Genomic DNA, 19,668 nt, shown 5'->3' on the forward strand with positions numbered 1-19,668 from the left:
GAACTTAAGGATTCGAACAATGTCAATCTTCCTCAACAAGGATTCCAAGGTCATCGTCCAGGGCATCACCGGCGGCGAAGGCACCAAGCACACCGCACTGATGCTCAAGGCCGGTACCACCATCGTCGGCGGCGTGAACGCACGCAAGGCCGGCACCACGGTCAGCCACACGGCTGCGGACGGCTCAGCGCTCGAGCTGCCGGTGTTCGGCACGGTCGTCGAGGCCATCGAGAATACCGGGGCGGATGTCTCGGTCGTCTTCGTGCCGCCGGCATTCGCGAAGGATGCGGTGCTCGAGGCCATCGAGGCCGAGATTCCGCTCGTCGTGATCATCACGGAGGGTATTCCGGTGCAGGACTCTGCCGAGTTCTGGGCCACAGCGAAGGCCAAGGGAGGCAAGACCCGCATCATCGGCCCGAACTGCCCCGGCATCATCACGCCCGGTGAGTCGTTGGTCGGCATCACGCCCGCCACGATCACGGGCAAGGGTCACGTCGGCCTCGTCTCCAAGTCGGGCACGCTCACCTACCAGATGATGTACGAGCTGCGCGACCTGGGCTTCTCGTCGGCCATCGGCATCGGCGGAGATCCGATTATCGGCACAACGCACATCGACGCTCTCGCCGCGTTCGAGGCCGACCCGGAGACCAAGGCGATCGTGATGATCGGCGAGATCGGCGGAGACGCCGAAGAGCGCGCCGCTGAGTACATCAAGGCGCACGTGACGAAGCCGGTCGTCGGCTATGTCGCCGGTTTCACCGCTCCGGAGGGCAAGACGATGGGCCACGCCGGCGCGATCGTCTCCGGCTCTGCGGGCACGGCACAGGCGAAGAAGGAAGCGCTCGAGGCCGCCGGCGTCAAGGTCGGCAAGACGCCGAGCGAGACCGCGTCGCTGCTGCGCGAGGTGTACGCGACGCTGTAGCGCGCATCCGCACGCCGTTTACGGTGTTGTAACACTGGTCGAGGCGTGCGGCGCTGTAACACGACGCCGAGCGATGGCCGACTGGACGAATGTGGCTGCCTAGGCGCCATCGCTCGTCAAGCCGGCCATCGCTCGGCAGGCCGGCCATCGCTCGGCAGGCCGGCCATCGCTCGCCCGCCTGCCTATTGTGCGATCGACGTGAGTCGAACCGGATGATAAGATTACTTATCATGCAGGGATCGGCCTAGGAGGCGTGCAGTGGGTCAGGCCGTAGCCGAGGAGGCGAAGACTTCTGCCGCGCAGGCAGAGCTCGCCAGGGCGGCCCGCGCACGAGACGCTGCGACAGAAGCGTTCCACCGAGCCGTCATTCGCGCCGCCGAGAGCGGTATTTCCCAGCGGGAAATAGCCAAGACGCTCGGGGTCACGCAGTCGGCCGTTTCGCAGATGATCGCCGCGAAGCGCGCGCGGGCAAAGCTCGCCCAGGGCCCCGTCGGGCGCAAACTCATCGAACACCGGGCAGAAGTGCTCGACATCGCTCGCTCACGCGGCGCATCCAACGTTCGTGTCTTCGGTTCGGTCGCGCGCGGCGAAGACGACGAAGACAGCGATCTCGATCTGCTGGTGAACATGCCACGGAACACAGGCATGTTTCAGGTGTCCGGTTTGGGCGAGGACCTTGCTGAGGTTCTTGGCGTGCACGTTGACGTAATACCCGAACACATAGTCAAACGTGATGCCCTGCTCGCCCTCAAGAAGACGGCGGTCGCAGTATGAAGCGCACAGACAGAAAATACATTCAAGAGTCGCTCGATCATCTCGAAGTCCTGCACCGCCACCTTTCCCAGCCCACGACCGATCGTCAGTTGGTCGTTGATGCTGCGGCACTTCGACTGTCAGCGGCCATTGACAGCCTGTCGCGCGTTTCCGAGGAGTTGCGCCAGCGAGAGATGAGCGAGAAGGTGTGGCGCGATATCAAGAGTATGCGCAACCGGATTGCTCACGCCTATGCGGTAATGGACGCATCAACTTTGGACGACACTTTCGACAACGACATCGCCGCATTCGAGGCGGATATCCGCCGCATGCTGGAGCAGACCCCCGAGTAGACGCGTTCGTCAGAGTCGTTCGCCGTAGCCCGCAACCCCGCCTTCGAGGGGTGCGCCGGGGCCGTAGGTCGCCGATAGGATCGGCACACGAAGACTTTTGGGGGAGTCTGCATGGACACTGTTGTGCAATCGGATGCCCGCGCCGCGCTAGGACTCGCCGCGTACGCGCTTGACCCGGCCGAGCTCTGCAAGCAGTTCGAGACGGACGCGACGAGCGGGCTCACCGGGGTGGAGGCATCCGCACGTCTGGCGCAGTTCGGTGAGAATCGCATCGCGGCGCAGAAGCCGCCGTCCGTGCTGCTCGTTCTGCTGAAGAACCTGCGCGACCCGATGAACATCATGCTGCTGCTGGTGGCCGCGGCCGGCATTCTGATCGATCAGTGGCCACTGTCTGTGCTGGTCTGCGTGCTGGTGCTCGTGAACGTGGGGCTCGCCACGCAGCAGGCCGTCAAGGCGCGCGGCGCCGTTGACGCGCTGGCCGGGCAGCAGGTCGCGTATGTGCGCGTCATCCGCGACGGTGTGCCCGCCAGCGTGGATGCCGCGCTCCTCGTACCAGGCGACATCGTTCAGGCCGAGGCGGGCGATTCGGTCGCCGCCGATGGGCGCATCCTGGTGGCCGCCAATCTTCAGACTCAGGAGGCGGCGCTGACGGGGGAGAGTGCACCCGTCGACAAGAATGCGGTGACGCTGGCCGGGAACCACGGCGATGAAACAGCGCTCGGCGATCAGAGCAACATGGTGTTCCAAGGCACGACGCTCGTGCGCGGCACGACGACCTTTGTGGTTACCGCCACCGGGATGGCGACCGAGATCGGCCGCATCGCGACCATGCTGGCGGAGGTCGACCGTACCGATTCGCCGCTGCAGCGCGAACTCGGCGCCCTGACCAAGAAGCTCGCGTTCGTCGCCTGGGGTGCCGTCGTGGTCATGGTTGGCATCGGGGTGCTGCGCGGGCTGCCGTTCGATCAGCTGCTGCTGCTCGGGATCTCAGTAGCCGTGTCGGCGATTCCAACCGGGATGCCGACCTTCGTGCAGTCCCTTCTCGCTTACGGTGCGCGCATTCTGGCCGAGCACCGCGCGGTGGTGAAGAGCCTGACCGATGTCGAAACGCTCGGCGCGACCACCGCGATCGCAACGGACAAGACCGGCACTCTCACCATGAACGAGATGGCCGTCGTCGAGCTGTATGCGAACGAGTCCTGGTACCGGGTCGAAGGCGAGGGCTATGCGAAGACCGGCCGGATTCTCGGCGCGGCAGGCACCCCGACGCCGGGCGCAGCGCGAGACAACGCGACGGCATCTGGCAGCGCGGCATCCAGCGCAACGGCATCAGGCAGCGCGGCATCCGGCGCGCCGGAGTCGACAACCGGCACCGGGGCATCCGGTTTCGAGCAGATGGCCTACGCGCTGTGCCTGGTCTCCGATGCGACCGTCTCCGACGCCGGCGTCGTGGTCGGCGACCCCACCGAGGCCGCGATGGTCGTGCTTGCCGCGAAGCTCGGCGTGGATGCGGTGCTGACCCGTCGCGCGTACCCGCGACTGGCCGAGGTGCCGTTCGACTCCGAATACAAGTTCATGGCGACCTGGCATCGGGTGCCGTTCGCCGGCGCAGAGCGCCTCGTCGGTCTGGTCAAAGGCGCACCGGATGTCATCGCTGAGCGTTGCACAGCGGCCTTCGGCGCTGACGGAACCCTCGTCCCGATCGAGCAGGCACGCGCACACATCGAACAGGCCAACCACGACCTGGCCGCACGCGGGCTGAGAGTGCTCGCGCTGGCGATCCGAGTGCATGCGGATGCCGAACTCGCGCAGGTGCAATCCGACCCGTTCGCCGCCGTCGGCGAGTTGACGTTCGTCGGGCTGCTCGGCATGATCGACCCGCTGCGCCCCGCAGCGATCGCCGCCGTGGCGCAGGCGCGTGCGGCGGGGATTTCGGTACGCATGATCACGGGGGATCACGTGGTCACCGCATCTGCGATCGGTGAACAGTTGGGTCTCGGCCCCGGGGCTGCGACGGGTGCGCAGTTCCGTGGCATGACCGACGAACAGGCGCTCGCCGGGCTGCCCGAGTTGCACGTGCTCGGCCGGGTCGCCCCGGAAGACAAGCTGCGCCTGGTGCAGTTGCTGATGTCGCGCGGCGAAGTCGTGGCGATGACAGGCGACGCCATCAACGACGCCGCTGCGATCAAGGCGGCTAGCATGGGCGTGGCCATGGGCAGCGGCAGCGAGGTGACCAAGCAGGCCGCACGCATGGTGCTGACCGACGATAACTTCGGCACGCTCGTCGAAGCGATCCGGCTCGGCCGTAGCATGTACGACAAGATCGTCGCCTACGTGCGCTACCAGATGTCGAACCTGATCGCGCTCGTGCTGCTGTTCCTGACGGCCAGTGTCGTCGGCATCGCGGACGGCGTGCCGCTCACCCCCGCCATGGTGCTGTTCCTGGGCTTCTTCATCTCCACGCCGCCGCTGCTGATGATCATGTTCGATACCCCTGGCGAGGATGTCATGCGGCGCCCGCCACGCGCTGCCGGCGCATCGCTGTCCGACAGACGATCACTCGTACAGTGGGTCAGCTATGCCGTTATCATCCTGATCGTCACCCTCGTGCCGCTGCTGTTCGGACCGGATGCGCCGCGAGCCGGGGTCGCAACCGCCTCGGCGACAATGGCGTTCGTGATCATGGGGCTGACCAATTCGTTCAGCGGAATCGTGCTGCGTCGCGATCCGACCACGGGGCTCGCCGCGCCGCTGCTGATGCCTCTGCTGCTGTTGGGTGCACCGCTTGTTTTGCTGCTGCTTGCCACGTCTGTTCCTGTGCTGCAATCGATCCTGTCCACGGTGTCATTGACGGGGTACCAGTGGTTCGCCTGCATTGGGCTGTCTTTCGTGCTGCCGGTCGTCGTCGAACTCGATAAGCTGGCGCGGCGTGCACGCGCGAAAACGTGATGAGGGCAGGCGATCGCATGGGCGATGTGGAGGACGAGGACGCAGCACGGCCTGCCGAACTCGCCACGACCCACTATTCGCCCGGCATCGTGTCGCCGCAGGCCGTTTACGGCACCGTCGTCGTCGCCGCGATCCTGGGCGCCACCTCGGACGACGCGTCAGCGTGGGAGATCTTTTTCATGACGGTGGGATCGGTGCTCGTACTGTGGACCGCGCATGTTTACGCGGAGGCGGTAGCCTCGCACGGTCGGCAGGGAGAGAAGACGACCGGCGTGCGACAGTCGCTGAAGTTCGGCGTTCGTCAGTCCTTCGGAATTCTGCTCGCCGCGACGATCCCCGCTGTGCTGCTTTTCTTGGGTGCGCTCGGCCCGATGGACGGCGTACTGGCCGTCGACCTCTCCCTGTGGTGGTGCGTGCTGGCGCTCGGAATACTCGGCTATTTCGCGTTCCAGCAGCGAGGTCGCAACATTCCGATCAGGATTATCGGAGCGATCGCCACAGCAGCGTTCGGTGTCGTCATAATCGTCTTGAAAACACTCGCGCACTGACAAGCGATTGGACTGGCCATGGCACGCATGACGAACAAGCAGATGCAAGACGCGATCGCACAGTTGACGGCGGAAAACGACGCACTGCGGGCCGAACTGGAGTCGGCGAACGGGCCGTCGGCGATCGACGCGCTGCCGACTGCGCCGCATCCAGGTTTACAGCACCCAGGCAAGCGAAGCCGCAGCTGGGGCTGGACACTCCTGGCCACGGTGCTCATCGTCATCGGATCGATCCTGGCACCCGTTGCCGTTGTCTCGAGCTGGGCGAAGGCAGAGCTCGCGGACACGGACACCTTTGTCGCTACCTTCGCGCCGCTCGCGAAGGATGCCGGAGTCAGGGCGTTCGTAACAGACGAGGTAGTCTCAGCGATCAACCAGCAGGTGGACATCCCGAGCTTGACCTCCGACGTGTTCGACAGCATCGCCGGGCTCGGCCTCGGTCCGGTAGCAACTCGCACCCTGGATGCGCTCAAAGCACCGGCGGCGGCGGGCCTTCAGAATCTCATGCGCACAGCGGTGTCCAACTTCATCTCATCGAAACAGTTCGCGTCGCTGTGGGAGCAGACCCTGCGCACGACGCACGACCAGCTGATCGCCACCATGCAGTCGAACCCGAATGCCGCCGTTTCGATCGGAACGAACGGCGAAATCGGAATTCAGCTCGGACCGATCATCACCCAGGTCAAGCAGCTGCTGGTGAAGCAGGGCATGACCTTCGCCGCCAACATCCCCGTCATCAACAAGACGATCGTGATCGCGAAATCTGACGCGATCGGCCCGATTCAAACGGCGTACGCCCTGACGATCGGCCTTGGCGCGTGGTTGCCGTGGATCGCGCTGCTGTTTCTGGTATTCGGTGTCGCCGTGGCGCGGCGGCGATCGCTCGCCCTGATCTGGGCCGCCGTCGGGCTCGGTCTCGGAATGATCGTTCTCGCGATCGGGATGACAGTCGGGCGGATCATCTTCGTGGCGAGTGTCTCGCCGTCGATCATGTCTGCAAAGGTCGCAACATCGCTGTTCGACCAGGTGATCAGCTTCATGCAGAGCCAGGCGGTCGCCGTCGCCGTGCTCGCCCTGACCGTCGCACTGGTCGGCTGGCTTGCGGGGCCGTTCAGGATTCCGCGCAGACTGCGCGGGGTGGGGACATCCGCTGCCACATCGTTGCGCGGCCTCGGGGACAGGCACCGGTTGTCGACTGGCCGCACCGGCGAGTGGATCTACCGGCAGCGACTGCTCCTGCGCGTGGTGGTCGCGCTGATCGGTGCGGTCATCATCCTATTCGTGCGCCCGCTCACGCCGGGCCTGATCGTCTGGACGGCCGTGATCTGCATACTCGTTATCGGTGTGCTCGCGGCGCTCGCGCGACCCGAGCCTTCGGTGGTCGAGTAGCCTGCTCGCGAAGCGAGCTTTCGGTGGTCGAGTAGCCTGCTCGCGAAGCGAGCGGGCGTATCGAGACCGAGGGCCTTTCGCTGACCAGGGTGGGGTCTCGATACACGGCACCCGTTCTTCGCGTCGTTACTCGACCACCGGTGCCGGTCGAGCGGCCGGAAGTGCCGCATCTCGGCGCGCGAGCGGGCCGGCGGCCGCGCAGCCCGATAAGCTCCCTGGCGATGAACCGCATCACCGTCGTCCTCCTCGCTGCGCTTGACGCACTCATCGTTGTCGCCATCGGCATCGGAATCGTGCTGGTCCCTCTGACCGTTCTGTGGGCGACACAGTTTCACCTCGCCGTGGACTGGAGCGTGTTTTGGAAGGCCGCAGCGGATATCTGGTTGCTCGGGCATGGCGTGAATCTCACCTTTGCGCTCAGCCCGGCCACGACTGCAGCGCTCGGACTCGCGCAGGCGGGCGTGCCGTTCCAGGTGACGATCGCCGTGCTCGGCTTCGCCCTTCTCGCGGTTCTGATGGGCGCGCGCACGGGAATCCGCGCGGCGGAGACTCCGCATCCGTGGACCGGCGCGATCGCGGCCGTCGTCGTGTATGGAGCTCTGGGAGCGGTCATCGCACTGACGGCAGGCAGTGCGTTGGTTGCCGTGTCGCTGTGGCAGGGCATCGTGCTGCCTGCGTTCGTCTTCGGCCTCGGCGTGACGATCGGTTTGGGTGTCGGGGCGGCGCGCGCGCGGCGGGCGGCGGCATCCGATGATCGTGTGTCGACCGCGGCGATCGCGGCCGGGAGCTGGCGGCCGCGGATCGCGGTCTGGTTCGAGCGACACTTCAGCGCAGGTTTGCGATCGGAGGCGGCGGCGGCCCTGAGGGCAGGAACAGCGGCGTCCGCTCTCGTGGTCGCGGCGGCAGCGGTATTGGTCGCCGTGCTGCTGTTCGGGCACTTCGGCACTGTCGTCGGTCTGTACGAGCAGGTTCAGGCCGGGTTCCTCGGCGCGACGGCGCTGACCGTTGCGCAGCTGGCGCTTCTGCCCAACGCGGTGATCTGGACGGCATCCTGGTTGCTGGGGCCGGGATTCGCGCTCGGCACGGGGTCGTCGGTCAGCCCCGTCGGCACGCAGGTTGGGCCACTGCCCAGCCTGCCGTTGCTCGGCGTGCTGCCGGAGGGCTCTGTAGCACTCGGCTTCGCCGGACTTCTCGTGCCCGTGCTGGCCGGTTTCCTCAGCGCAACCCTGCTCCGCCGGCGGATGGCGCAGCTTCCCGGCGCGGTGCCGTCATCCGCGCGCCTCGTGCTGATCGCGCTCGCGGCAGGCGTCGCCGCCGGTGCGCAGCTCGGTCTGCTGGCCTGGTGGGCATCCGGTTCGATCGGCCCCGGCCGCCTGCACGATGCAGGCCCGAACGGCATCGTTGTCGCCGGTTGCGCGGCGGCAGCGATCGCGGTCGGAGCGCTCGTCGGAATCCTTACAGCGGCGCGGCGCGCCCAGTAGGTCGACCCAGTAGGCTGAGACCGTGCTTTCGCTCGTGGTTCTCATCTCCGGAGGAGGATCGAACCTACGCACCCTGCTGGAAACATCCGAAGATGCGGAGTTCCCGGCACGGGTCGTTGCGGTCGGCGCAGACCGTGATGCCACCGGGCTTGCACACGCGGAACAGTTCGGAATTCCGTCGTTCACGGTCGCGTACTCGTCATTCGCCAGCCGCGAGGCGTGGGGCGATGCGTTGCTGGCGGAGATCCGAAGGTGGCGGCCGGACCTCGTGGTGCTCTCCGGTTTCATGCGACTGCTGCCGTCGCACGTCGTGGAGGAGCTCTCGCCGAACCTGATCAACACGCATCCGGCCTATCTGCCCGAATTTCCGGGAGCGCACGGCGTGCGCGACGCGCTTGCCGCGGGCGTGCAGCAGACCGGCGCGAGTCTGATCGTCGTCGACAACGGCGTGGACTCCGGGCCCATCATCGCGCAGGAGCGGGTGCCCGTGCTGCGCAATGACACGGAGAGTGCGCTGCACGATCGCATCAAACCCGTTGAACGCAGACTGCTCGTGCAGGCCGTGCTCGACATCGCCAATGGACACGTCGACTTGAAGGAGCTTGCCCGATCATGAGCGGACCCAGCTACGACCTCAGCAGCCACAACCTCAACAGCCACAACCTCAGCCACGACCTCAGCAGCCACGAATCTGGCAGCTATCGCGACCGTGATCTTGTCACGGTGCGCCGCGCGCTGATCTCGGTTTACGACAAGACAGGGCTGCAGGAGTTGGCGACCGCGCTGATCGGGGCAGGAGTCGAGATCGTGTCGACCGGGTCGACAGCCGCAACGATCCGTGCGGCCGGGTTCCCGGTGACCGATGTCAGTGCTGTCACAGGATTCCCGGAGATGCTCGACGGGCGCGTCAAGACGCTGCACCCTGCCGTGCATTCGGGCCTTCTGGCAGACCTGCGGTTGGAAGATCACGAGCAGCAGTTGGAAGCGGCCGGAATCAAACCGTTCGAGCTCGTCGTCTCCAACCTGTACCCGTTCGCCGCGACCGTTGCCTCCGGTGCCGCAGCCAACGATGTGGTCGAGCAGATCGACATCGGCGGGCCGTCGATGGTGCGTGCGTCGGCGAAGAACTTCGCCAACGTGGCAATCGTCGTCTCGCCGCACAACTACGACGAGATCGTGGACGCGATTCAGACCCGAGGCGGCACCACACTCTCGGAACGGCGCGCTCTGGCGAAGCAGGCGTTCGAGCACACTGCCGAGTACGACGCGGCCGTCTCGGCCTGGTTCTCCAGCGCCGACGCCGTCAACTTCGGCCACACGTACGACGACAAGAAGATCACGGAGGCCGGCGGTCTCGTCGAGCCGCGCGACAACGAGTGGATGAGGACGTTCACGGTCAGCGTCGCCCTCGCGGAGCCGCTGCGCTACGGCGAGAACGCTCACCAGCGTGCGGCGTTGTATGTGCAGCGCAACGGTTGCGGCATCGCACAGGCCGAGCAACTCGGCGGCAAGGAGATGTCTTACAACAACTACGTCGATGCGGATGCCGCACTGCGCAGCGCCTACGACTTCGCCGAACCGGCGGTCGCCATCGTCAAGCACGCGAACCCGTGCGGCATCGCCATTGCAGCCGACATTGCGGATGCCCATGCTCGCGCACACGCGTGCGACCCCGTTTCCGCATACGGCGGAGTCATCGCCGCGAACCGTACGGTCACGCTGGCGATGGCCGAAACCGTGAAGGGCATCTTCACCGAGGTGCTGATCGCGCCCGCATTCGAGCCGGAGGCACTCGAACTGCTGCAGACCAAGAAGAATCTGCGCATCCTGCAGCTACCGGACGAATACCGCCGCGCTGCAACAGAGCTTCGGCAGATCTCCGGCGGCGCTCTGATGCAGACCGCCGACCGTTTCGACCTGTCGCCGGATGCGCCGCGACTCTCCGCGAGCTGGAAGCTCGTCTCAGGCGAGGCCGCCGACGAGGCCACGCTCGCTGACCTCGAGTTCGCCTGGAAGGCATGCCGGGGCGTGAAGTCGAACGCGATCCTGCTGGCGTCGGGAGGGGCATCCGTCGGGGTCGGTATGGGACAGGTCAACCGGGTCGATTCGTGTGACCTCGCAGTGAAGCGTGCGGGGGAGCGCGCCGCCGGGGCGGTCGCCGCATCCGACGCGTACTTTCCGTTTGCTGACGGACTGCAAATCCTGCTGGATGCCGGCGTGGCAGCGGTCGCGCAACCGGGTGGCTCGATTCGCGACGACGAGGTGATTGCGGCGGCCGCTGCAGCCGGCGTCACCATGTACCTGACGGGTGAGCGCCACTTCTACCACTGAGCGGCGCCAGTCGACCTGCGGTTGTTCGTGCAGTACGCCGCCTGCGGCCGTATCGACCGTTGCGCCAGTTTGTGCGCTGTGCGCCAGTTGAAATGGCGCATGCCGCCGGATGTGGCGCCCGTGGGCGCGGCGCGCGGGTGCGACGTCAGGGTGCGCTGTCGGCGTAAGGCCCACGGCGAGTGGAAGTTTCGCCGGCTAGGCCTCGGCGTTGCGCCAGTTTGTGCGCGGTGCGCCAGTTGAAATGGCGCATGCCGCCGGATGTGGCGCAGAGTGTGCCGGCACAGCGCGGAGGTGCGGCGATGCGATGGTTAGACGTATGTCCGCGGCCGGCGAACCAACGGAAGGCCCTTCTGCAACAGGATGGCCTTGAGAGGTGTTCGACGAAGGGCATCTTTCCAGCCCCAGCGGGCAACCGCAAGACCAAGTCCGCGGATCTCGTCTTCGCGCTGCTTCTCCTCGATGACCGTCTGTGCCGGATCTTTTACCGGGCCCGGTCCGCCGCCCAGGTACTTGCCGAGGCCGTCTGCCTCGCCGGCTAACGCGTGCTCGAGCCATGCGAAGTCGGTGAAGACGTAACGATTGCTGAGCGGCAGATAAAGCTTGTGCTGAAGTATCGGTTGTGGAAAGCCGAGTTCATCGATTGCAACGCGGCTCAAGGTCTCGAATGAGTTGTCGGCAAGCGTCGTTGCGTTCCGAAGCACGCGCGCGGCGCGAATGCTCCCGGGAAATGGCAATTGCTCGGCGGCGTAGGCAGCAAGTTCTGCGATAGTAATCAGTGCTGGCGTGCGGTCGAAGCGGTCAATGTGCACAGCGGCATCGACGATCGCAAGCGCCGAGACAAAGCGTGCGGTTCGGCAGATGTGCAGCAGCGTATACGGAATCGACGTCATCAGTCGGCCATCCGTCTCGACAATCGATTCGCCTCCGCGACGACCCAGCTCGACCACCCCGTTCCGGCGGCGGCCGGACGATGTGCCGGATAGTAGGTAGACCTCCTTGGGCCATTTTCCGATCATCGGCAATCCGAGGAATACCGCGGCGGAGTAACTTGTCACAACGGCATCCGGCCGAAGTGCCAAGGTTGCGAGCACCCGTGTGCGGTAGGACGCGGTGTCGTCCAGCTGTGCGAACGCCGCCGCATCCGTGTAGACGCCGCGGCGGACGAGTTTCAGCTGGCCCTGGGCGATTCGGGATCGCAATGGGGCGCTCAAACCGTCTGCGGTTGCATTGCGGCTGAGCACCAGGGTGGACCCCGGGTCGGCCCGCACGACGGATGAATTCATGCCGCAATTGTTCATCAGTATCGACGCGTCGGGTCGGCTGATGCAGCGGTTTGGGGACAAAGCGCTTCGGCGCGCGTGTGTTGAGGACAAGAGCAGGGCGCGTGGCCGCGCAGGCCGGTGGCTGGCGCCTGTGCGCCGGGTGGTGTGGTGTGCGCCAGTTCAGGTGGCGCAGGGCGCGGGAGGTGGCGCAACGCACGCCGCGAGCGGGACGGCACCCGCCGGCGCGCGTGTTACGAGTCTTCGGCGAGGAGCGGTGTCGTGCGGAACGGAATCAGGTCACGCAGGATCAGTGACGTTGCGGTGTGGCGGATGCCCGGGCATCCGAGGATCTGCTGGCCGACGCGGTAGAGGTGGTCCGGGTCGCGCGCGACGACCTGCAGGAACAGATCGCTTCCGCCGGAGATTGCGGCGCACTCCAGCACTTCCGGGATGCTGCCGAGCGCATTCATCGACGCGTTGAATTCGCGTTGGTCGAGTTCGGCAGTGACGATGGCACGGATCGGGCGGCCGAGCGCGGTCGGTGCCACTCGCACGCTGTGCGGCAGCAGCACGCCGCGCGCGGTGAGGCGTTCCAACCGTGCTTGCACGGTGCCGCGCGCCAGGCCGAGCCGGGCTGCCAGCAGCACGACGGGCAGGCGCGGATCGTCCTCGAGTTCGAGAAGGATGCGGCGATCAGTGGCATCGAGAGTGGTCATGATGATCATTATGCGCGCCAGACGCGCAGATCCACATCACAGAATGCGCAGGTGCGGCGGCTGCGGTTGTGCAGATCGCCAGAATTTGATCGAATGGATGCATACCTCGACGCGTTCACGAGACGCGGCGATGCGTGGCGCGCATGCGCCGAACGATGAGCGCCACGAAGCGCCAGAAGGAGACGACGATGTCGACCGCAACCACAGATTTGATCGCCACGGATGCGGAGACAGCCGCGCAGGCATCCGCTCAGGAATCCGTGCAGATACCAACTTCGACGGCCGCGCAAACGACCGCGCTCGCGACCACGGGCGTCGACCTGACGGCGCTGACCGGCGCAAACCTGCCGCACGAGCGGCTCGTGGTCGTCAAGGGTGAGCGAAGCGGCCTGACCATCAGCATTGCCGTGCATTCGACGCGGCTCGGCCAGGCGCTGGGCGGCTGCCGCCTCTGGACCTACGACAACTGGGTCGAAGCCGTGCACGATTCGCTGCGGCTTTCCGAAGGCATGACGCTGAAGAACGCGGCCGCCGGCCTGAACCGTGGGGGCGGCAAGACAGTGATCTTCCTGCCGCGGGGCACCGTTCTGGACCCAACACTGCGCCGCGCCGTCATGCTCGACCTCGGCGACGCCATCGAGAGCCTGAACGGTGCATACATGACGGCCGAGGATGTCGGCACGAGCGCTGAGGACATGGCCGTCGTCGCCGAGCGCACGAAGCACGTGTGCGGCCTGCCGTCGGAGCGCGGCGGCGTCGGCGAACCGAGCGATGCCACGGCCGCCGGCGTCTACGCTGCACTGTTGGCCACACTTCAGGAGGCATTCGGCAGCCGCGAGGTCTCGGGTCGTCGGGTCACCGTGCTGGGTCTTGGGCATGTCGGATCGCTCATCGCTGCCAGACTGGCGGGCGCCGGCGCGCGGCTGACGGTGACCGATGTGAACCCGGTCAAGCGCGAACTTGCGGATGCTCTCGGCGCTCGCTGGGTGCATCCGGAGGACGCGCACCGCGTCGAGGGCGACCTTTTTGTTCCGGCCGGCGTCGGCGGCACACTGACGAGCCAGGTCATCGACGAACTTCGAGTGCGAGCCGTCGTCGGCCCTGCGAACAATCAGCTCGCCGAGCGCAGCGGCGCGGAACGGATGCGCGCTCGCGGCATCGTCTGGGCTCCCGACTTCGTCGTCAACGCAGGCGGCGTGATCTTCCTTGACACGCTGACCAGCCCGGGTGCATCCCCGGAGGCAACGCAGGCGCGAGTCGAGTCGATCGGTGACACCGTGACGCAGATCTTCGCGGATGCCCGCTCCCGCGGCATCACGACGTTGGCCGCTGCGGAAGAACTCGCCGCTGCGCGGCTGGGCTGACCCACCGGCGGTCGAGTCGGAAACCTTGGCTGACCAACTGATGGTCGAGTAAGGAGCGCTAGCGACCGTATCGAGACCCCGTGCGCCGCGGGGTGAGGGTCTCGATACGCGTGCTCGCTGCGCTCGCGCGCAACTCGACCAGCGTGGGTGAGCACAACGGGCTCATAGAATCGGTCCGCTAGGCTCGAGGATCGTGACGTATTCTTGGGGCCGCAGGCTCGCCGCATCCGCTTTGTCCGCGCTGGCCGTCGGGCTCACGGTGCACATCGTGAATCTGTTGGCGTTCTTCATTCAGGGCGGATTCCAGCTGTCAACGCTCGGACAGGTGCACTCGTACTTCACGATCGCCGCGGTCGCCGCTGCCGTGCTGGTGTTCGTGCTCGGAGTGCTCGGCTGGCTGACGAACTGGTGGAAGGCCCTCGTCGGGGGCGTCGTCATCGGAATCGTCGCACCCTTGATCGGCAGCCTTTTCCAGGTGCTTGCCGCGGGCACGGCGTTCAGTGGCGCGCTGATCCTCGCTATGCTTTCGAGTTTGCTCAGCGTCAACCTGATCTTCGTGCTTGCGACGATTGTGACCACGGTGACCCTGGGCCGGGTTGTCTATCGGGCTGCATACGCCTATCGCGGCCGTTCATCGGACAAGTTCGCGCTCGTGCGCATTCCCGCATCGAACCTCGCCGACGGCCTCGTCACACACATCGAGCGGAGCGCTATCGATCCCGTCGTCGCAGACGAGCAGTGGGACGCCTATGTGGCGGCGCTCGTTGCGGATGGCTGGCAGACCGTCGAGGTCGCTCCAGCGGAAACCCTGCCGGACTCAGTCTTCGTCGAGGACGCTGCGGTTGTGTTCGGTGAAACCGCCATCGTCACAAACTCCGGGGCGCCGGAGCGGCGGCCGGAGGCGGCATCCGTCGAGGTCAGCCTGCGTGAGCAGGGGTTGAAGATCGAGCACATCACCGAGCCGGGCACCCTTGACGGCGGTGACGTGCTCAAGGTCGGCAAGACGGTCTACGTGGGGCGAGGCGGGCGCACGAATGCGGAAGGCATCCGTCAATTGCGAGCTTTGGTCGCACCGCTCGGCTACACCGTGATCGCGGTGCCGGTGACGAAGGCGCTGCATCTGAAGAGCGCCGTGACCGCGCTGCCGGACGGTACCATCATCGGGCACCCGGATACCGTGGATGACGCCGGCCTGTTCGATCGGTTCCTGGCTGTGCCTGAGCCGGGCGGCGCACACGTCGTCGTACTCGGCCCGGATGCTGTGCTGATGGCGGCGTCCGCACCGCAGTCCGCCGCGCTGATTGCCGACCTCGGCTATCGGGTGGTGACGGTCGACATCAGCGAGTTCGAAAAACTCGAGGGCTGCGTCACGTGCCTGTCGATCCGGGTGCGCTGACGCGCTCACCTGTGATTCGTCAAAAAGAGCTTGCGGTATTCAGCCGGACGGTTATAGCCTGTAGGGCTGTCGCAAAACGCACTGGTGTGCATGGAAGCAGCAGCACGACGCAAGCGATCAGGCTCAGGAGGATGCCATGAAGACGACGCAGAACAGCACAACGGGTAGGCGTGCGGTGCTCGGCGGCGTCTCCGCGGCCGGGTCCGCGCCGCGGCGTCAGCCGTTCGCCGGGTAGAGCACTCCCGGCTTCATTCGACTCGCGCCGTGCAGCGATAGCAACAACCGCCGCGCAGCATCCACGACGCAACCGCGCACAGGACTGTCCGTTCCGCCTTGAGCAACGGACCTCTCCTGGCCCTCGGATCTCCGTCGAACTTGTCTCCACCGAAGTTCAATCGCGAGAGAACCGACACACAAGATCCGGCATAACGTGCCGCCGATCTCGTTACAGCAAGAGACCGCACCCCACTCAGAAAACGTTGGACACATGTCTGCACCCATCACGAACGCGCAACACTCACCCCACGACGACACCTCACCCCACGAGACCTCACAGCACAAGAGCGCCGCATCGGCCAAACGGCTGAGCACATTGCGCTCGCTTACGCGCATCTACCCGTATGCGAAGCCGGCCATGCCGAGGATCTATCTCGGAATGGTGGCTGCGCTCGCGGCCTCCCTTGTGGCCTTGATGATCCCGCTGGTTTTGCAGGTGCTCGTCGATGGTCCGCTGAAGCACGGCGACTCCAGCCAGGTGTGGACGGCGGCGCTCGCCGTGCTCGGGCTCGGTGTTGGCGAGGCTGTCTTCATTTCACTGCGCCGCTGGTTCGTGCTCACCCCTGGCACTCACATCGAGGCGTCGCTGCGCAACGGCCTGTACGCCAAACTGCAGCAGCTCCCGGTCAGCTTCCACGACCGGTGGCCCAGCGGCCAGCTGCTGTCGCGCGCGGTCAGCGACCTCAACCTGATCCGCCGGTGGCTGTCATTCGGCTTCGTGCTGTTCTTCGTGAACATCGTCACGATCGTGATCGGCTTCGGCGTGCTGTTCTGGTGGAATCCGCTGCTCGCGATCATCTTCCTCGTCTGCTCCATACCGATCTGGGTCTACGGGTTCATCTTCGAGAAGAAGTACTCGGTGATCGCGCGGCGGAGTCAGGACCAGGCCGGCGACCTGGCGACCTCCGTCGAGGAGTCGGTGCACGGCATCCGCGTTCTGAAGGCGTTCGGCCGCGGTCGTCACGCTCTGAAGAATTTCACGGCACAGGCCGAGGACCTGCGCGGCACCGAGATAGCCAAGGCGAAGGCGATCGCGGGCATCTGGTTGTGGTTGCTGCTCGTTCCCGATGTCGCGTTCGCCGTCTGCCTGGTCGTCGGCGTCTGGCTGACCTCGACCGACCAGCTGACGATCGGACAGCTGCTGGCGTTCTTCGCGACCGCGACGGTGTTGCGCTTCCCGATCGAGTCGATCGGCTTCCTGCTGTCGATGACGTTCGACACCCGCACCGCGGCCGACCGTTTCTTCGAGGTGATGGACACGCCGAACGACATCACCGACCCGGATGCGCCGCGCACCATCGCGCATCCGCGCGGAGTGCTGCGCTTTACGAACATGCACTTCCGCTACGCCGATTCTCCGGCACGCTATCCCGACCTTCTGAACGGCGTCGACTTCACGGTCGAGTCGGGCGAGACGATGGCGCTGGTCGGGCTGACGGGCAGCGGTAAGTCCACCTTGACCGCGCTGACCACGCGCCTCTATGACGTGACCGGAGGGTCGATACGCATCGACGATGTCGACGTGCGCGACCTCACGCTGGAGGAACTTCGCTCTCACATCGCGATGGCGTTCGAGGACGCGACGCTGTTCTCGGCATCCGTTCGCGACAATGTGCTGCTCGGCCGGGGCGATCTCGTCGGCGACGATCCCGCGACGGTCGCTGCCGCCGAGGCACAGCTGACCGAAGCTTTGGAGATCGCCCAGGCCGGGTTCGTCTACGACCTGCCTGACGGCGTCGACACGAAGGTCGGTGAGGAGGGGCTGAGCCTGTCTGGCGGGCAGCGCCAGCGGTTGGCGCTTGCACGTGCTGTTGCAGCCAAGCCCGACATCCTGGTGCTGGACGATCCGCTGTCTGCGCTGGACGTGGACACGGAGGCGCTCGTCGAGGCCGCCCTGCGGCGGGTGCTGGCCGCGACCACAGCGCTGATCGTCGCACACCGGCCGTCGACCGTCATGCTCGCGGACCGCGTTGCACTGCTCGAAGACGGGCGCATCACGGCCGTCGGAACACATCATGAACTGCTCGAGACGAGCGAACACTACCGGTTCGTCATCTCGAGCTTGGAAGACGAGCAGGACCAAGAAGTCCTGCAGGAGGCGAATCTATGAGCACCGCAACTGTTGTCGGAGTTGAGGGCGAAGAGCGCGAGGACTTCACGACGCAGGAGTCGCGTCAGATGCGCGGGCGTTCGCTACGTCTGCTGGGCTCGCTGCTGCATCCGCTGCGGTGGCGTGTCACAGTGGCGATGGCGGTCGTCGTGCTGTCGACCGGGGCGCAGGTCGCGGGCCCGGCCCTGATCGCGATCGGTATCGACACCGGGTTGCCGGCGCTGCTGAAGTCGGATTGGTGGCCGCTTGCGTGGACAGGATTCGCCTACCTGCTCACCGGTGTCGCCGGGGCTGCCACGGTGGCCTGGTACACGGTGATGTCTGCACGGATCAGCCAGGCGATCTTGATCGATCTGCGCAAGCGGGTGTTCCTGCACACGCAGAAGCTCTCGCTGGAATTTCATGAGTCGTACACCTCTGGCCGCATTATTTCGCGGCAGACCAGCGACCTCGACTCGATCCGCGAACTGTTGGATTCTGGCATCAACCAGTTGGTGCAGGGCGTGCTTTACTCGGGTTTCATCGCGATCGCACTGTTCGCGTTGGATTGGGTGAGCGGCGCTATCCTGTTCGTTTCACTGGTGCCGCTGTGGTTCCTGACCCGCTGGTTCCAGAAGCGCTCGCAGTTCCTGTTCCGCATCTCGCGCGTCGCATCCGCGAAGCTGATCGTGTCGTTCGTCGAGACGATGACCGGCATGCGCGCGGTGAAGGCGTTCCGCAAGGAGAAGCGCAACGAGAAGGAATTCGGCGGTCTCGTCGAGGACTACCGCGACGTGAACGCGCGGGTCATCCAGTTGTTCGGCATTTTCGACCCGGGTCTCGTGTTGATCGGAAACGTCACGGTGGCGGTCGTGCTGCTGGTCGGCGGATTCCGCGTCGCCGACGGCGCCCTGCCAATTGGTGTGCTGCTGGCCGCTCTGCTGTACACGCGGCGCTTCTTCGACCCGATGGAGGAGATGGCGATGTTCTACAACTCCTACCAGTCGGCCGCAGCAGCGCTGGAGAAGATCTCCGGTGTGCTCGAGGAGCAGCCGAGCGTGCCCGAGCCAGCCAAGCCGGTAGACCTGTGGACTTCGACCGGGCACGTGCGTTTCGACGACGTCAGTTTCGCGTACAAGAAGGATCGCGAGATCCTGCCCGCGTTCAGCCTCGACCTGCCATCGGGGCAGACGATCGCGCTGGTCGGTTCGACCGGAGCCGGAAAGTCGACCCTTGCGAAGCTCATCTCGCGCTTCTACGACCCCACTGCCGGGATGATCACACTCGACGGGGTCGACCTACGCGACCTGCACCCGAACGACCTGCGGCGTGCGATCGTCATGGTCACCCAGGAGGCATACCTGTTCTCCGGCACCGTCTCGGACAACATCGCACTCGGCAAACCGGATGCGACGCGCCAAGAAATCGAGGCAGCCGCCCGCGCGGTGGGGGCAGACACGTTCATTCAGAGCCTGCCGAACGGGTATGCGACGGATGTGAACAAGCGCGGCGGCCGGGTGTCGGCCGGGCAGCGCCAGCTGATCTCGTTCGCGCGGGCGTTCCTCGCGGACCCGGCCGTGCTCATCCTGGACGAGGCGACCAGTTCGCTGGACATTCCGAGCGAACGGCTGGTGCAGGAGGCCTTGCAGACGCTGCTGGCCGACCGCACCGCGGTGATCATCGCGCACCGCCTCTCGACGGTTGCCATTGCCGACCGGGTGCTGGTGATGGAACACGGGCGGATTGTCGAAGACGGCACGCCGGCCGACCTGATCGCCGGCACGGGCCGTTTCGCGCAGTTGCACGCCGCCTGGCGGGATTCACTGGTGTAGCGGGTCG

The 19,668-nt window shown here is 65.7% G+C and carries 15 protein-coding genes; 13 read left to right on the top strand and 2 right to left on the bottom strand.

Going from position 1 to position 19,668, the window contains the following annotated elements:
• The first annotated feature begins 19 nt into the window (after positions 1-19).
• From sucD to purH, 9 genes are all read left to right on the top strand, one after another.
• Positions 20-922, top strand: coding sequence for a succinate--CoA ligase subunit alpha (gene sucD, locus QU604_RS04480; protein ID WP_308467593.1), 903 nt, complete (start codon positions 20-22; stop codon positions 920-922).
• A 258-nt stretch (positions 923-1,180) separates the two neighbouring features.
• Positions 1,181-1,696 (top strand): Cro/CI family transcriptional regulator, encoded by a 516-nt coding sequence (locus QU604_RS04485; protein WP_308467594.1) that lies wholly within the window; start codon positions 1,181-1,183, stop codon positions 1,694-1,696.
• Positions 1,693-2,028, top strand: a complete 336-nt coding sequence (locus tag QU604_RS04490) for a HepT-like ribonuclease domain-containing protein (RefSeq protein WP_308467595.1) — start codon at positions 1,693-1,695, stop codon at positions 2,026-2,028. Before QU604_RS04485 ends, QU604_RS04490 begins: the two co-directional genes overlap by 4 nt.
• 111 nt (positions 2,029-2,139) lie before the next feature.
• A complete protein-coding gene (locus QU604_RS04495; RefSeq protein WP_308467596.1) occupies positions 2,140-4,977 on the top strand; it encodes a cation-translocating P-type ATPase in 2,838 nt (945 codons plus the stop codon).
• A 17-nt stretch (positions 4,978-4,994) separates the two neighbouring features.
• On the top strand, positions 4,995-5,525 hold the full coding sequence (locus QU604_RS04500; protein ID WP_308467597.1) for a hypothetical protein: 531 nt from the start codon (positions 4,995-4,997) through the stop codon (positions 5,523-5,525).
• Positions 5,526-5,543: 18 nt separating this feature from the next.
• Complete coding sequence (locus QU604_RS04505; protein WP_308467598.1) at positions 5,544-6,914, top strand: hypothetical protein; 1,371 nt, start codon at positions 5,544-5,546, stop codon at positions 6,912-6,914.
• 221 nt (positions 6,915-7,135) lie between these two features.
• Positions 7,136-8,395, top strand: a complete 1,260-nt coding sequence (locus QU604_RS04510; protein WP_308467599.1) for a cell division protein PerM — start codon at positions 7,136-7,138, stop codon at positions 8,393-8,395.
• Between the two features lie 22 nt (positions 8,396-8,417).
• A complete protein-coding gene (gene purN / locus QU604_RS04515; RefSeq protein WP_308467600.1) occupies positions 8,418-9,011 on the top strand; it encodes a phosphoribosylglycinamide formyltransferase in 594 nt (197 codons plus the stop codon).
• Complete coding sequence (gene purH / locus QU604_RS04520) at positions 9,008-10,726, top strand: bifunctional phosphoribosylaminoimidazolecarboxamide formyltransferase/IMP cyclohydrolase (RefSeq protein ID WP_308467601.1); 1,719 nt, start codon at positions 9,008-9,010, stop codon at positions 10,724-10,726. The genes purN and purH overlap by 4 nt, the downstream gene beginning before the upstream one ends.
• A gap of 308 nt (positions 10,727-11,034) precedes the next feature.
• Here the strand turns inward: purH and QU604_RS04525 are convergent, their stop codons facing one another.
• Both QU604_RS04525 and QU604_RS04530 read right to left on the bottom strand, forming a co-directional pair.
• Complete coding sequence (locus QU604_RS04525) at positions 11,035-12,009, bottom strand: hypothetical protein (RefSeq protein ID WP_308467602.1); 975 nt, start codon at positions 12,007-12,009, stop codon at positions 11,035-11,037.
• 230 nt (positions 12,010-12,239) lie between these two features.
• Positions 12,240-12,704: an Lrp/AsnC family transcriptional regulator gene (locus QU604_RS04530; RefSeq protein ID WP_308467603.1), complete on the bottom strand. Its 465-nt coding sequence runs from the start codon at positions 12,702-12,704 to the stop codon at positions 12,240-12,242.
• 188 nt (positions 12,705-12,892) lie between these two features.
• On the opposite strand from QU604_RS04530, the gene QU604_RS04535 reads away from it, so the two are divergent.
• From QU604_RS04535 to QU604_RS04550, 4 genes are all read left to right on the top strand, one after another.
• Entirely contained in the window at positions 12,893-14,068 is a 1,176-nt protein-coding gene (locus QU604_RS04535; protein ID WP_308467604.1) for a Glu/Leu/Phe/Val dehydrogenase dimerization domain-containing protein, read from the top strand.
• A gap of 193 nt (positions 14,069-14,261) precedes the next feature.
• A complete protein-coding gene (ddaH, locus tag QU604_RS04540; RefSeq protein ID WP_308467605.1) occupies positions 14,262-15,464 on the top strand; it encodes a dimethylargininase in 1,203 nt (400 codons plus the stop codon).
• A gap of 487 nt (positions 15,465-15,951) precedes the next feature.
• Complete coding sequence (locus QU604_RS04545; RefSeq protein ID WP_409349993.1) at positions 15,952-17,850, top strand: ABC transporter ATP-binding protein; 1,899 nt, start codon at positions 15,952-15,954, stop codon at positions 17,848-17,850.
• Positions 17,847-19,661, top strand: a complete 1,815-nt coding sequence (locus QU604_RS04550; protein WP_308467606.1) for an ABC transporter ATP-binding protein — start codon at positions 17,847-17,849, stop codon at positions 19,659-19,661. Before QU604_RS04545 ends, QU604_RS04550 begins: the two co-directional genes overlap by 4 nt.
• Positions 19,662-19,668 lie beyond the last annotated feature (7 nt).

This window comes from Rathayibacter sp. SW19 (genome assembly GCF_030866825.1).
Lineage (GTDB): Bacteria > Actinomycetota > Actinomycetes > Actinomycetales > Microbacteriaceae > Rathayibacter_A > Rathayibacter_A soli.